Here is a 13,619-nt window from a genome sequence, read left to right as displayed (position 1 = left end):
GCATGTGAAGATGTACACGACGATGCGGACCTGCTGCATGTAGAACGCGTCGCCGGCTGACGCTATTCCGCTTGCTGGCCCCAGTTGCGCCATGGGTGTGTTACGTCGTGTTTCCTGCCGGATCATGCAACATCGACTTCCGTGCCGCTGCGCGAGCTAGAACGACGTTCCGATCTGGAACTGGAACTTCTGGTATTGATCGCCGGTGTGTTTGACGACTGGGAAGCCGAGGCTGAGCTTCAGCGGTCCGATCGGCGAGATCCATGCAAGGCCAACGCCGTAGCCGTAGCGCAAGCCGTTGGCGCCGATGCTGTTGCCTTCGGAACCCCATACGTTGCCGCCGTCAAGGAACGTGAACACGCGCAGCGTCCGGTCGTATCCAGTGCCCGGCAACGGGAACGTCACTTCGACGTTGCCGACGATCATCTTCGAACCGCCGATGGGGTCGCCCGTCGTCGCGTCGCGCGGGCCCAGTGAACTCGTTTCATAACCCCGCACCGAGCCGATACCGCCCGCGTAATAGTTCTTGAAGATCGGATACGGGTTGCCGATGCCATTGCCGTAGCCACCCTGGAAGTTCAGTCCGAGGACAAAGCCGCGTGAGAACGAGTAGTAGTACTGCGCCTGCACGTCCGTCTTGTAGTACTGCGTGCCGCCGATCGGTGTGCCGTACTCGGCATTCGCCTGCGCGTAATAGCCGCGGCTCGGCACGAGCGCGCTGTCACGGGCGTCTCGCGACCAGCCGATCGTGACGGGCACGTTGTTAGACACACGGCCGAAGTCTTTCACGTAGTCGATATAGCTCTGCGGCGTGGTGGAGTCCACGTCGAGCCGGTTTTGTTCGACACCCAAACCGAAATACACCATGTCGGCTTCGGAGAATGGAACACCGAACTTCAGATCGGCACCTAGCGTGATAATCCGAAAACTCGAATCGGTCGTGCTCGAGAATGTGAGCGGCTCGCTGGTGCGGTAATAGACGTCAGTGATGCGCTTGATGCCGTCGACCGTGAAGTACGGGTCAACCTGGCTGACGGTCAGCGTACGGAACGTCGACGACGTGTTGACGTTGAGCGCAAGGCTCGTCCCTGAGCCGAACACGTTGTCCTGCGAAACACCCGCTGAAATGATCGGCCCTTCGCCCGAGCCATAACCCAGGCCCAACGTGATCGCGCCGGTCGGCTTTTCGGCCACCTTGACGTCGACGTCGACCTGGTCCGGCGTGCCTTCGACCGGCACCGTGGTCACGTCCACATCCGTGAAGTAACCGAGACGGTTGATCCGGTCTTTCGACAAGGCGAGACGGTTCGAATCGAACCACGAGCTTTCGAGCTGCCGCATTTCGCGGCGCACTACTTCGTCACGGGTACGCGTGTTGCCGACCACGTTGATGCGACGCACGTACACACGGCGGCTCGGGTCTACTTGCAGCGTCAGGTCGACCGTATGGTGTTCCTGATCGATCTGCGGCTGCGCGTTGACGCTGGCGAATGCATAACCGTATTCGCCGAGCTTGTTGACGACCGCCTTGGTGGCGGCTTGCAGCTTTTCAGCCGAGAAGCGCTCGCCCGGTTTGATCTTGACAAGCTTGCTCAGTTCCGCCTCGCGGTCGAGCAGATTTCCCGCAAGCTTGATGCTTTTGATCGTGTACGGTTCGCCTTCGTGCAGCGTGACCGTCAAATACATGTTCTTTTTATCGGGCGTGAGCGACACCTGGGTCGACTCAATGTTGAACTCCAGATAGCCGCGATTCAGGTAATACGAGCGGACGTTTTCGAGGTCGCCGGTGAGCTTGTCTTTCGAGTACAGATCGTTCTTCGTATACCACGAGAACCAGTTCGGCGTGGACAGCTGCATTTCGTCATGCAGCGTGCTTTCGCTGAACACCTTGTTGCCAATGAAGTTGATCTCGCGGATCTTCGCGCTCGGACCTTCGACAACCGAGAACAGTATTCCCACACGGTTGCGGTCGATCGGCGTGACCGTCGTCGTGACTTCAGCCGCGTAATAGCCACGGGTCAGGTACTGGCGCTTCAGTTCCTGTTCGGATTTGTCGACGAGTGCCTTGTCGTAATAGCTACCCAATGACAGCCCGACGGAATTCAGCGCCTTGATCAGATTGTCCTTATCGAACTCGTGAATACCCGCAAAATCGATCGTGCCGATCGCGGGACGCTCGACCAACTGCACGATCACGGCATCACCTTCGGTGGTGATCTTTACGTCGTTGAAGAAGCCCGTCGCGTACAGCGCGCGGATTGCTTCCGAAGCCTTGTCGTCGCTAAAGGTGTCGCCTTGCTTGATCGGCAGATACGAGAATACAGTACCGGGTTCGATGCGTTGCAGTCCTTCGAGCCGGATATCGCGAACCACAAACGAGTCTGCTGCGTTCGCGGATATGGCCGTCACACCCAGGCCAACGAGGGCCAATACCTTGGTACAGCGGGACAATAGAATCTTTGCATTCATACAGGACACGAGAGTAAAAAGTCGGCTCGCACCGCAACCTCCGTTTGACGAATAGATAACCCGCTATGTGCGGATGAGAGAGGACTCGTGCCTTACTGCAGCCTGAAGCCGGAGACGTCTGGCCTCGCGAACCCGGTGGCTAGCGCAAGGACTTCCGTCAAGTGCGCTGCCTGGGAGCGATGCAACTGAAAGGACAATTCCGCTCCTCCAGGCAAGCGGAACGTAAAGATCAGATAAGGTGCACCGCCCGCATCCTTGCCTAGTGCCCATGCTTCGCAAGGCATCGCGAACTTCACGTTTTTCTTCTTGTGGCGGATACGCTCCGACGAGCCGATGGCATTTGAAAGCGCCGCAAGCAGCTCGTGCATGACTGAACAGTGCAAGTCGATGCGGTCAGACCCGTTACATTTCAGCGTCAGATATTGACCGTCTTCCGTCAGTTCGAAATCACGGACCGAATTGATCGCGAACGCGAGCGGTGATGACATGGAGGCACTCCTTTGAGACAGATATCGAGCGTAGTACGACTTCACTCGTGTGGCGTTACATACGGATTACTAACTATTTCTTCCAGGCCAGTAAACTTCGAAAGCTGTTTCCATCTGAGACCTCACTTCGCGATCAGCGCTCGAAAAGCGGGGTTTGAACCCTCTTCCCGTCACGTGATACTTACTTGCGCGGGACGTACCTGTCTGCTTATGGTCAGGTCTCGTTCAGCAAATTGCAGGGAGAACGGAAAAGGGGCGGCTGCCGCCCTGGCACCGCCACTTCTACCGGAACTGGGAACTGCGCCGGCGGCAGCGCGCTGCGGCGCCGCCAGTGGCGCCTCGCTCGCGTGCTCGTGGACGCCCGCACCTGATGGGGATATTTGGATTTAACGGCCAGACACTGCAACTTATTCCATCTTCTCGTGCAAGCGTCATTGCGGCGCATGCATCGAGGCAGTGGCGCGCCAGCCTATGAGGACGCGCGGCGTTACAAAAATATGGCAGTGGTTTCTGAAACGCGTGGCTGCGTTCGCGGCGCTGATTGCCCGAGAGAATCGATTTTGGAGAAATCGTCCCGTGCGGATGGACGCGCGGCACATTCGCCCCGCGTAACCCCGGCGACGATTTCCGGTAGTTGCGTCTACGTGCCCTACGTGCGGCGGAATACCGACGCTATGATCCGCAGGGACACACGCTCAGTTCAGGCGCTTCAACTCACCGTCGTCCGCATACCAGTCGACAGTCCTGCCGCTCGTATTGACCGTTACCGCGCGTGGCTCGGTGAACTGGTCGAACGATTCGATACCCGTCTCGCGCCCGACGCCGCTGTTCTTGAAACCGCCCCACGGTGAAGCCGGGTCGAGCCGGTGGTGATCGTTGACCCACACCATGCCGAATTCGAGCTTGCTCGCGACGCGGTGCGCACGCGCGACATCCTGCGTCCACACTGATGCGGCGAGTCCGAACTGTGTGTCGTTCGCGATGCGGATCGCGTCCGCTTCGTCGTCGAACGGCATGACTACGGTCACAGGGCCGAACACTTCGTCCTGACCGATTTCCGATTTCGGATCGACGTCGTACAGCACAGTCGGCTCGATGAAGAAGCCCTCTTTCAGGCCGGCTGGCACACCACCGCCGGTCAGCACTTTGGCGCCCGCGGCCTTCGCGCGTTCGAGCATCGCGAGAATACGCTGGCGCGAGCGAGCGGAGATGACTGGACCCAGTTGCGTCTTCACATCGGCCGGATCGCCGACGCGAATCCCCGCCACCTTCGTTTTGAAACGTTCGAGAAACTGCGCATAAATCGACTTCTGCACGAGAATGCGCGCGCCGCATACGCAGGTCTGCCCTGCACCGATGAACGCGGCAAATGCCGCGCCGTTCACCGCGCGTTCCATGTCGAAGTCGTCGAACAGCATCACCGCGCCCTTGCCGCCGAGTTCGAGTGTCGTCAACGCGAAGTTGCGAGCAGCGGCTTCGCCGATGGAACGCCCTACATCTGTGCCGCCCGTGAACACGATCTTGCGGACCAGCGGATGTTTCGCCAACGCAGCGCCCGCCTCACGTCCTTCGCCGTTGACAACATTGATGACGCCCTTCGGCACGCCTGCTTCATTCAGCAGACGCACGAGCCGCACCGTGGTGAGCGGCGTCTGTTCCGATGCCTTGATTACGACGCTGTTGCCCGTAGCGAGCGCCGGCGCGAGACTTTTCGACAGGATCATCAACGGATGATTGAATGACGTCATCAGCGCGACGACACCGAGCGGCACACGCTGCGTGTAGCACAGGTAAGGACCTTCTACTGGAATCACATCACTGCGCCGGGTCAGCGCGAGCGCTGCGAAATAGCGGTAAAACTGCGGCAAACGTGAAATCTGTGCCCGCGTTTCCGAGATCGGTCGACCGTTGTTCAGCGTTTCGAGCTTGTAAAACTGCTCGAGGTCCGCTTCGAAAAGATCGGCGAACCGGTTCAGCACTCGAGCGCGCTGCTGGATCGACAGGTCACGCCATGCCCCGCCTTCGAACGCGCGATGACCCGCGCGCACCGCGCGGTCCACATCCTTTTCGGATGCCGCCGCCAGCGCGCCGATCACTTCGCCCGTCGCCGGGTCGACGATGTCGAGCGTGTGGCCGTGCTCGGCGTCCGTCCATTCACCGTCGATGAAAAGCTGTGCGTCCAGATATTGTGGGTTGACTGTATCCATAGAGGGATTCTCCGTGATTACTTGAGCGGCGAAGCGTGCGGGTCGGTACGCATCGCTTCGCTACCAGGGGTGTCGGTTGGTTGAAGGTCTTCAAGACGCCGGCCGGTTGGCTCGACGCCAAGCCACGCGACTACCACGATCTGGATCGCGAGCAGGCCGACCATCAGCGCCAGCACACCAACAATGCCGTGCTGCGCGAACAATGCGACGACGATGAACGGTGTGACGATCGTGGCACCGCGCCCGAGCGTGTTGCAGATACCCGAGGCGCGCAGACGCACTTCCGTTGGAAAGAGCTCCGGCACATAGATGGCGAACAGCAACGCGACCAGCACGTAGATTGGAATCGTCAGCAGGAGGCCGACGACGGGCAACAGCAGCGGATGACTGACGAACGGATAGATCACGCCGAACACGATTGCGACGAGCGACGCACCGATGATGGTCGGCTTGCGGCCCCACGCGTCCGCTGTGAGCGCACCGATAGCCGAGCCGATCGGCGCGCCGAGCGACATCACGAGCGCAAAGCTGAACGACCTCGCGATGCTGAAGCCCTGCCGCACGAAGAACGTCGGCAGCCATGTCACGAAGCCGTACAGCAGTGTGTTGACGACAACGAGCGTCACGCAGCCGACTATCATCCGTTGCAGCATGGTGCCGCTGAACAGTGAGCCGAATGAAAGCGCCACGGCCGGCGCTGCCGATGGCTTGGCGATGACGGCAGGCGGCAACGGTTCGCCCGCACGCGTCGCGACAACTTCGGCTTCGATGCGTTTCAGGATCGCGTCAGCTTCCTCATGCCGGCCAACCGAATCGAGCCAGCGCGGCGATTCCGGCAGCGACTTGCGCATGTACCACACACCCAGCGCGCCGAAGCCACCTAGCACAAACATCGCCCGCCATCCGAACGCCGGAATCAGCAGCAAGCCAATCAAGCCCGCGACAGGCAGCCCTGACACGACGAAGACGGCCATCAGCCCTTGCAGTTTGCCGCGCTTTTGCGGCGGCACGAATTCGGCCAGCGTCGAGTAGCCGACCACGTTTTCCGCGCCGAGCCCGAGACCCATCACGAAGCGGCACGCGATCAGCACGCTCATGCTCGGCGCAAGCGCCGCACCGAGCGAAGCGAGTCCGAACACCGCGAGATTGGCCTGATACGTGAAGCGGCGGCCGAAGCGGTCGCCGAGAAAACCGGTGCCGAGCGAACCCAGCATCATGCCGAGAAAGGTCATCGACACGAATAGCGCGTTCTGCCCGAGTGTCGAGAAGCCGGTCTTCAGCGTCGCGCCGAGGACGGTCGACGCGACGTAGATGTCGAAGCCATCGAAGAACATGCCGATGCCGATCAGCCACATGATGCGCCGATGGAATGCTGACATCGGCAAACGATCCAGCCTCGGCCCTGCGTTGACATTCATGTCTGCCTCCTGTCGACCCGAGTTGGCGTGTCGACCGGCGTTGCGCTTTCGCGCTTACTCCGGTTTCCATGCCTTACTCGGGTTTCATGCAAGATGCTTGCTGCCGGCGAGCCTTGGATCGCGAGCCGTACCGCGATGACTTCGCGCGCGCCGACGTGTGACTACTAGGCTGCCCTCAGCGGTCCTGCATCAGACGCAGGCTGGTGACGGTCAGCATGTCGGTCGCGCCGCGGAAGTTCTGTTCGATCGGACTTTCCTCGGCTGCCTGGAAGAACATCTTGCATTGACGCGCGCCGGCGTCGTCGAGTGCAAGAATGCGTTCGGCCAACGCGTCGGCGTCGGCGCGCAATGCATCGGGTTCGCAGACACGCGTGATCAAGCCGGCCTCCAGAGCGATGGCGGGCGTAAACGGATCGCCGAACAGCACCATCGGAAACAGCGCCTTCGGCAATGCGTAGCGGCCCACATAGGCCATGATCGCGGCCGGCGGCAGCCCTTTGCGCATCTCGGGAAACGCCAGCGAAGCGCGCGACGAAACCAGCGTGAAATCGCACAGGATCGCAAGACCGAAGCCGAAGCCGAGCGCGTCGCCCTGTACCTGCGCAATCGAGATCATCGACGTGGCACGCACGAGGCGCTTCAACTCGATCAGCCGCGCGACTTCCGCGCGGATCGATACGGCGTCGCGACCTGCGCGCTCGCGCCCCGTGCAAAAGCTGTCACCATTCGCGCTTATGCGCAGCACGCGGGCGCTCGGAGCGGCGACTTCGCTGCGCAACGCGGCCGTCATCGCGTCGAACATCGGACCGGATATCTCGTTACCCGCGTCCGGACGATTCAGTGTGAAGCTCAATACGTCGCCGGCGCGCTCGATCAAAACGGGCTGCAATAGTGGACCGCGATCCATGGCATCTCCTGTTGTATAATCTGTATACAGCGTATTCACTGAATGACGAGGTGTCAATGCCTTCCAACAAAACCGCGGTCAAGACGACCGCTGCGGCCGCCGTTTCAAAGCATGCAAAAAGCGCGCATTCGCTCGACAAAATTGCGAGCAAATACCACTCGCGGATGCGCACGGTCGATGCGTCGAGCGATTCGTTGAGCGAAGGCGTAGTCGTGCCGGCGTTGCGCGAGGCGATTGTCGAGGGCGTGCTGGCACCGGGCAGCCGCCTCTCCGAAGTGCAGGTCGCGAAACAGTTGAACGTTAGCCGCACGCCAATGCGTGAGGCATTCGCGCAGCTCGAACGTGAGGGATTGGTGACGGTGCTGCCGCGCGTTGGCGCGTATGTGCGCGCGGTCACGCTGCGCGATGTCGAGGAGATTTACACCGTGCGCGCAGCGCTCGAATGTCTCGCGGTGCAACTCGCGTCGGAGCGCATCACCGCGCTTGGCTCCGCGCAACTTGACGACGTGATCGAAGCGATGCGAATGAGCGTCGATGCCGACGATCCCGCCGGTTATGTCGATGCGCTAGACCGCTTCTACGCGATTGTCATGACGATCGCCGACAACCGCACCTTGCAGGAAAGCCACGCAGGACTGATCGGTCCGGTGCGCCGATTGCGGCGCATCGCCATGGCGCGCGGCGGCCGTATGCAGGCGTCTTTCAGTCAGACAGTCAGAATTCGCGACGCGATCGTGAATCAACTGCCGAACGTGCAGGACCTGATGCGCGAACAGCTTGACGGCGCTTGTCGCGCAGCCCTGGATGTGTTGAACGACGCTGGTGACTCTTCGGACAAGAACTGATCTGACCGCGCCTTTTGGCCAGTGGGGAATCTGTGTGGGCTTGCGCGCAAGCCCACACTACCATCAATGCGACTCAAACGGCGTGCGAGCAGAGGCCATCTAAAAGATGTCGTGGTTACCGTAGGCGTTCTTTGTCGCCTGACTCAAGCGATTCCTTCAACGCCATCAACCCGTCCTCGTAGATGCCGTGAAAAAGCTGGGCGACCTCTTCATCACTGACGCCAACCGGCGAAAAACTTCCGGACCATGTCACCAGTGATGAAGCGCCACCCGCGACTTCCTGCACGCTGATAGTGGCCAGGTAGTCGCTTGCCGGAAACGGTGCTTCCACAATCGAATAGCTGTACGAGCGCGCCTTCTCGTCGAACGCTTCGAGGCGTTCAATGATCACCTGCCCGTCAGCGGTCTTCAGGTGCCGAACCCGCCCGCCTTCACTCAACTTGCTGCCAGGGATGAACGGCAGCCAGTCAGGCAGGGAGTTGAAGCCGCCAATCAGTTGCCAAACGCGGGCGGCGGTTGCCGGTACTTCGAGCGATGCCGAGGTATGTGCCATTTCAAGCTCCTGTGGATCGCACCGGAGCGTCGGCGGCGACGAGCTGCTGCTCGCGCATCTCCTGCCAGAAAGCGGCAGGGATTTTCTCCGACAAGGCGGCAAAGTCCTCGGCGATGCGCTCAGGCTTGCTGGCGCCAGGAATGACCGCGGCGACGGCAGGATTGGCCAGCGAAAACTGCAGTGCCGCAGCCTTGATGCTCACCTGATGGCGTTGCGCGAGGGTCCTGATGCGCTCGACCTTCGCGAGAATTTCCGGCGATGCCTTCTGGTATTCGAAGTGCGTGCCGCCGGCGAGCACCCCGGAGCTGTACGGGCCGCCGACGACAATATCCACATTCCTCCGGGCAGCCGCCGGCATCAGGCGCTGCAGCGCGCGTTCATGGTCGAGCAGCGTGTACCGGCCGGCGAGCAGGAAGCCGTCGGGCTGCGCTTCAGTGAGGTCGAGCGTCAGTTCACACGGCTCCACGCGGTTCACACCCAGCCCCCACGCCTTGATGACACCTTCTTCGCGAAGCCGGCTCAGTACGCGGAACGCACCCTTGCGTGCGGTTTCAAACTGCGCGAGCCATTCGTCGCCGTAAAAATCCTGGGCAATATCGTGTATCCAGACAATGTCGAGACGGTCGGTGTTCAGGCGCTTGAGGCTATCTTCTATCGAGCGGAGCGTAGCGTCCGCCGTATAGTCGTTGACGAGTTTGTTCGGACGGCCGAACTCGAAAAGCCCTCCTTTCTCGCCGAGGTCACGCGCAGCGGGCTCTTCGATTTCGTCGAGAACAAGCCGCCCCACCTTCGTGCTCAGTACGTAGTCGTCACGGTTGTGCTTCTGCAGAGCGGCGCCCAGACGGATTTCGGCGAGCCCCGCGCCATAAAACGGCGCCGTGTCGAAGTAGCGCACGCCCTGTTCCCATGCCGCGTCGACGGTCGCCTGCGCTTGTGCCTCGGGGATATTGCGATACATGTTGCCTAACGGTGCTGTGCCGAAGCCCAGCACGCCTTGCAGCTTCTCTCTGATGCTCATCTCGAACCTCTTGTTCATGAAAGTGAAGCCAGTTTAGGTTGCGGCGGCGAGTCCGTCCAAGACATAATTGGACAATCTTGCGTCCTATGAGGTCTTAAGTGCTGGATATCCGTCAACTTCAATATTTCGTCGCGGTCGCCGAGGAGGAACACGTCGGCCGAGCGGCCGAGCGGCTGCATATCTCGCAGTCGCCGCTTAGCCGGCAAATCGCTCAGTTGGAGGAACGCCTTGGCCTGACGCTCTTCGAGCGTAGCCAGCAGCGCATTCGGCTCACATCCGACGGCCGCACGTTTCTTCAGGAGACACGTGCGCTGCTGACGCATGCGAACCGCCTGGAGTCGCTTGCGCGTCGATTGGGCCGCGGTGATGAGGGAGGGCTGTGCATCGGCTATCTGGAAAACGCGATGCATTCGGGTGTGTTGTCCGACTCTCTTCGCACCTTGCGGAAAGACCGGCCTGCAGTGCATATCGCGCTCTACAACCTGCCGTCGTCCGAGCAGTTGGAGGGGCTGCGCCAACGCAGTCTCGATGTCGCGCTGGTCTGCGAGTCGCCGCTCAAGGACGACCCGGACCTCGACTGCGCGCAACTCCTGAGCGACCCGATGCTGCTTGCGGTTCCCGATTCGCATCCGCTGGCCACAACGCCGAAGCTCACTCCTGCCGCACTTGGGAAGCTCGACTGGATTGCCGTGCTGCATAAGGAGAACGTGCTCAACCACGACACCTTTGTCGCGGCGTGCGCGCGCGCCGGATTTACGCCGGCTATCTCGATGGAGGCAACGGAGCCTTTGACGGCATTAGGGCTGGTGGCGGCCGGTCTCGGGGCCGCGATGATTCAACGGAGCCTTCGTCATCAGGCCCCCGCGGGCGTCGTGTTACGAGAAGTGCCCTGGTTCACCTATCGCACTCCGTTATGGGCGGCATGGCACAGGATAAATTTGCGCCCGCTCGTCGAGATTTTCAGAATGACTCTGGTCACGAACGTGAGAGCGCTGAGTGAACAGGATTCCGGGCGATAGCGCCTCCTGTCTCTGCAACATTGACACGGGAGCGCCGACCAGACAGCTGCAAGCAATCCACAACCGCCTTTCACGCACGCTACGCGGTCGCGGCGAATCCCGTTGAGAGGCGCCCCGCGACTATCGGCATTCATCTGTCGAAAAGTTTTCTGCCTGGAAGCAGAACCGGTGTGCGGCAGAGTGGATAGGCAAAAGAGTCACGTCGCAGAATCGCGCGACGAAACTGATTGACTTCCCAGCATTCCCCCGTACAATGGGTTTTGTTGCAGCGCAGCAATTTGCCTTGACACTTTCGGCGCGCGGTTTTGTTTTCACTCAGAGCCCCTCGCACTCTTGCCGCCTTACCCTTACGGAGCAGTGATGAGCACTCTTATTCCCCAACAATTGGTTGCCGCCCAGCAGTCCAGCCTGGAAACCCTTTTTGGCCTGACGAACAAGGCATTTGAAGGCTTCGAAAAGCTGGTCGCGTTGAATTTGCAAGTTGGCAAAGCGACGCTCGCCGAAAATCAGGAAATCGTCGCCAAAGCCCTCTCGGCCGGCAATCCGGGTGCGCTGTTCGCACTGCAAGCAAGCCTCTCGCAGCCGGTGGCGGAAAAGGTAGTCGCATACGGCCGCCAGGTTCATGAAATCGTGTCCGGCGTTCAGAGCGAAATCTCCGCCGCCGCGACAGCGCATGGCCAACAGGTCCAACGAGACGCACAAGGTTTCGTCGAGAGCCTCCAGAAGAACGCGCCGGCAGGAAGCGAATCCGCCGTTGCCGCGTGGAACTCGGTTCTCTCGGCAGCGAACGCGACCTATGAATCGGCCAACAAGGCAGCCAAGCAGTTCGTGTCGACGGTGTCTGCCGTTCAGTAAGACTGCTCGTCTCTCTGAGACTTTTTGCGTCTACAAATGCGAACTTCGGTTCGCATTTCTTCTTCTGGAACCGGATGTATTGAGAAGCGTCGAACCAAGACGTCGCGCCGAAACAAAGCACTTCAAGCAAGGACGAAATGAACCGACACACTGCAATGGACGACCGATTTGATCGACGAGAACTGCTGCTTCACCTGGGCGACATTCTCGCCGCTTTGAACTGTTTGTCCGGCACGAATGAACCGGACGCGTCGGTGGCGCATCTTGTGCAGAAACATGCTTCATTGCGGGACTTCGCGTTCCTTACGGCCTTGGCGCCGAAAATGACGGTGGCCGAATTCAGCACACGCGCCGCCCGCTCGTTTTTCCCGTGGCCAACGGAATTGCTTGAGGCAGAACTCAACCGTGACGCATTGGCGTCAACCGTTCAGCAGAACCTTTTTGACGGCAACCCCGACGGCTGGAACGCGTATATCGGCTACGTCCAGAAGAAAATAAAGTGGTTCGGCACCGGACTTTCGAATAGTAATAAAGATGCTCTGGCTGAACCGTCGCACGATGCCGCCAATGCGGTGGGTTCGGTCGAGGCTCCGGTTATGGCCGTGCCGGCCGCGAAAGCAGAGGTGCCCAACGAGAAGAGAGGTTGGCCTTGGCCCGAACCGAGATCGACGTCGTGACGCGGCCAGTTCGTGGCCAATACTTTCATGTCAAGATTTCCGAGCACACAAACTCGGGTTGCAAAGTCCATTCGGCTCGCTCCTGAAGCCGGCCGACGCTTCGTCCATCCAAAGAAAGATCTCCCCTACTACGACACGCCCGTTCCTTGAAGGATGAAGGGGACCCGGCCAGCCCGACCAAGGCCGCCGGCCCCTATCTCGCCGCGAGCAAACAGTACCGTCAGTTGGTGACTCGCGCGCCGTCAACTGGTTTTTAGCTGCCCCCGAAAAAGACGTTGCATTGCGGGTCCACCCTGCACGGCCTGGCATGTTTCGCACCGCTTTGGACTCTGGTATCAGGCGTGCCGCCATAGGCCTCCATCCCCGCACCTGGCGAAGAATCAGTCTGAGTCGCGACGTTCTGCTGTGGTGCAGGTTGTGCCGCATCGGGCGTGTTTTGCGCATGCGCAAAACCGACCATGGCAAGCAACCCGAAAGCAGAAGCAACCATCAATCGTAATTTCATGTTGGCTCCTTAATCCAGTTTAAGTTTTCCATCCATTGATTCGTTATTCGCGTGTCCCGCGGTTTAAATCCATACAGGATGTGCGGATGCGAAGCTATCTTCGAATCCGCGGGCCAATCGCCCGATGCAAAAGTTTCGGGTAATTGGGAAAAGGATACGAGGCGCAGTGCGCCGAGCGAAGGTCTGTGGGCGCAAGAAGGCGTGCGAACAGGCAACGTCAATGGATTTCATGGACCCATCGACACCTGATAGTCGCCCCTGCAAATAAGTTATAGGGCGCAGAAAGTCGAAACGAAAGCGAATGTTTAAACCGATGCCCGCGCACAACGCGGAAACGGCTTTTCGTGGCGGATTAAGAAAGCAGACCGCTTCGTTGGAGAGCGGCAAGCGCTTCAGCGGCAATCCCTGCTTGCAGTCGTTAGGATGCCAGACGCATGCGAAACGTCAGCACTGCGGTTGCGCAAAATAAGACCGATGCCTGTCATCAAGGGTCGTGAAAGTTTTGCCACTCTGCCTGCAACAGTGTTTTCAGAAATCGCACATCGACGCCAGATTTCCTCGACGGGATACTTGCCACATCCGAATTGTCTGGTAGCGGGGCGCGTCGGCGAGGCAAGACGACACGAGACCGATGCGAGGCTGGAACATCGAAGGGGAA

12 protein-coding genes are annotated in these 13,619 nt (G+C 59.9%); 4 read left to right on the top strand and 8 right to left on the bottom strand.

The window, feature by feature from the left end; all coding sequences use genetic code 11:
- Positions 1-156: 156 nt before the first annotated feature.
- The 5 genes from bamA to ACQKRQ_RS01585 form a co-directional block, all read right to left on the bottom strand.
- Positions 157-2,469 (bottom strand): outer membrane protein assembly factor BamA, encoded by a 2,313-nt coding sequence (gene bamA / locus ACQKRQ_RS01605; RefSeq protein ID WP_427474793.1) that lies wholly within the window; start codon positions 2,467-2,469, stop codon positions 157-159.
- Positions 2,470-2,561: 92 nt separating this feature from the next.
- A complete protein-coding gene (locus ACQKRQ_RS01600; RefSeq protein WP_132378416.1) occupies positions 2,562-2,957 on the bottom strand; it encodes a hypothetical protein in 396 nt (131 codons plus the stop codon).
- Positions 2,958-3,652: 695 nt separating this feature from the next.
- Positions 3,653-5,164 (bottom strand): aldehyde dehydrogenase, encoded by a 1,512-nt coding sequence (locus ACQKRQ_RS01595; protein WP_427474792.1) that lies wholly within the window; start codon positions 5,162-5,164, stop codon positions 3,653-3,655.
- A 17-nt stretch (positions 5,165-5,181) separates the two neighbouring features.
- A complete protein-coding gene (locus ACQKRQ_RS01590) occupies positions 5,182-6,582 on the bottom strand; it encodes an MFS transporter (RefSeq protein ID WP_408429468.1) in 1,401 nt (466 codons plus the stop codon).
- A 175-nt stretch (positions 6,583-6,757) separates the two neighbouring features.
- Positions 6,758-7,489, bottom strand: a complete 732-nt coding sequence (locus tag ACQKRQ_RS01585; protein WP_427474791.1) for an enoyl-CoA hydratase/isomerase family protein — start codon at positions 7,487-7,489, stop codon at positions 6,758-6,760.
- A gap of 56 nt (positions 7,490-7,545) precedes the next feature.
- Between ACQKRQ_RS01585 and ACQKRQ_RS01580 the strand changes: the two genes are divergently transcribed.
- On the top strand, positions 7,546-8,334 hold the full coding sequence (locus ACQKRQ_RS01580; protein WP_427474790.1) for a GntR family transcriptional regulator: 789 nt from the start codon (positions 7,546-7,548) through the stop codon (positions 8,332-8,334).
- 115 nt (positions 8,335-8,449) lie between these two features.
- Here the strand turns inward: ACQKRQ_RS01580 and ACQKRQ_RS01575 are convergent, their stop codons facing one another.
- Both ACQKRQ_RS01575 and ACQKRQ_RS01570 read right to left on the bottom strand, forming a co-directional pair.
- Positions 8,450-8,887 (bottom strand): SRPBCC family protein, encoded by a 438-nt coding sequence (locus ACQKRQ_RS01575; RefSeq protein ID WP_427474789.1) that lies wholly within the window; start codon positions 8,885-8,887, stop codon positions 8,450-8,452.
- 1 nt (position 8,888) lies between these two features.
- Positions 8,889-9,905: an aldo/keto reductase gene (locus ACQKRQ_RS01570; RefSeq protein ID WP_427476039.1), complete on the bottom strand. Its 1,017-nt coding sequence runs from the start codon at positions 9,903-9,905 to the stop codon at positions 8,889-8,891.
- A 98-nt stretch (positions 9,906-10,003) separates the two neighbouring features.
- Between ACQKRQ_RS01570 and ACQKRQ_RS01565 the strand changes: the two genes are divergently transcribed.
- The 3 genes from ACQKRQ_RS01565 to ACQKRQ_RS01555 all read left to right on the top strand — a co-directional run bounded on the left by ACQKRQ_RS01565 (position 10,004) and on the right by ACQKRQ_RS01555 (position 12,456).
- Entirely contained in the window at positions 10,004-10,924 is a 921-nt protein-coding gene (locus ACQKRQ_RS01565; RefSeq protein ID WP_427474788.1) for a LysR substrate-binding domain-containing protein, read from the top strand.
- A 360-nt stretch (positions 10,925-11,284) separates the two neighbouring features.
- The gene (locus ACQKRQ_RS01560) at positions 11,285-11,779 is read left to right on the top strand and encodes a phasin family protein (protein WP_132379438.1); all 495 of its coding nucleotides are present in this window, start codon (positions 11,285-11,287) and stop codon (positions 11,777-11,779) included.
- A 155-nt stretch (positions 11,780-11,934) separates the two neighbouring features.
- Positions 11,935-12,456 carry a hypothetical protein gene (locus ACQKRQ_RS01555; RefSeq protein WP_427474787.1) on the top strand — a complete coding sequence of 174 codons (522 nt, stop codon included), beginning with the start codon at positions 11,935-11,937 and terminating at the stop codon, positions 12,454-12,456.
- A gap of 253 nt (positions 12,457-12,709) precedes the next feature.
- Here ACQKRQ_RS01555 and ACQKRQ_RS01550 read toward each other — a convergent pair whose 3' ends face one another.
- Positions 12,710-12,961 (bottom strand): hypothetical protein, encoded by a 252-nt coding sequence (locus tag ACQKRQ_RS01550; RefSeq protein ID WP_132378434.1) that lies wholly within the window; start codon positions 12,959-12,961, stop codon positions 12,710-12,712.
- Between the last annotated feature and the right edge of the window lie 658 nt (positions 12,962-13,619).

The sequence above is a fragment of the Paraburkholderia sp. NPDC080076 genome (assembly GCF_050281145.1).
In the GTDB taxonomy this organism is placed as follows: domain Bacteria; phylum Pseudomonadota; class Gammaproteobacteria; order Burkholderiales; family Burkholderiaceae; genus Paraburkholderia.
Note: the sequence above shows the minus strand (reverse complement) of the source record. Positions and strands in the feature narration are given on the sequence as shown.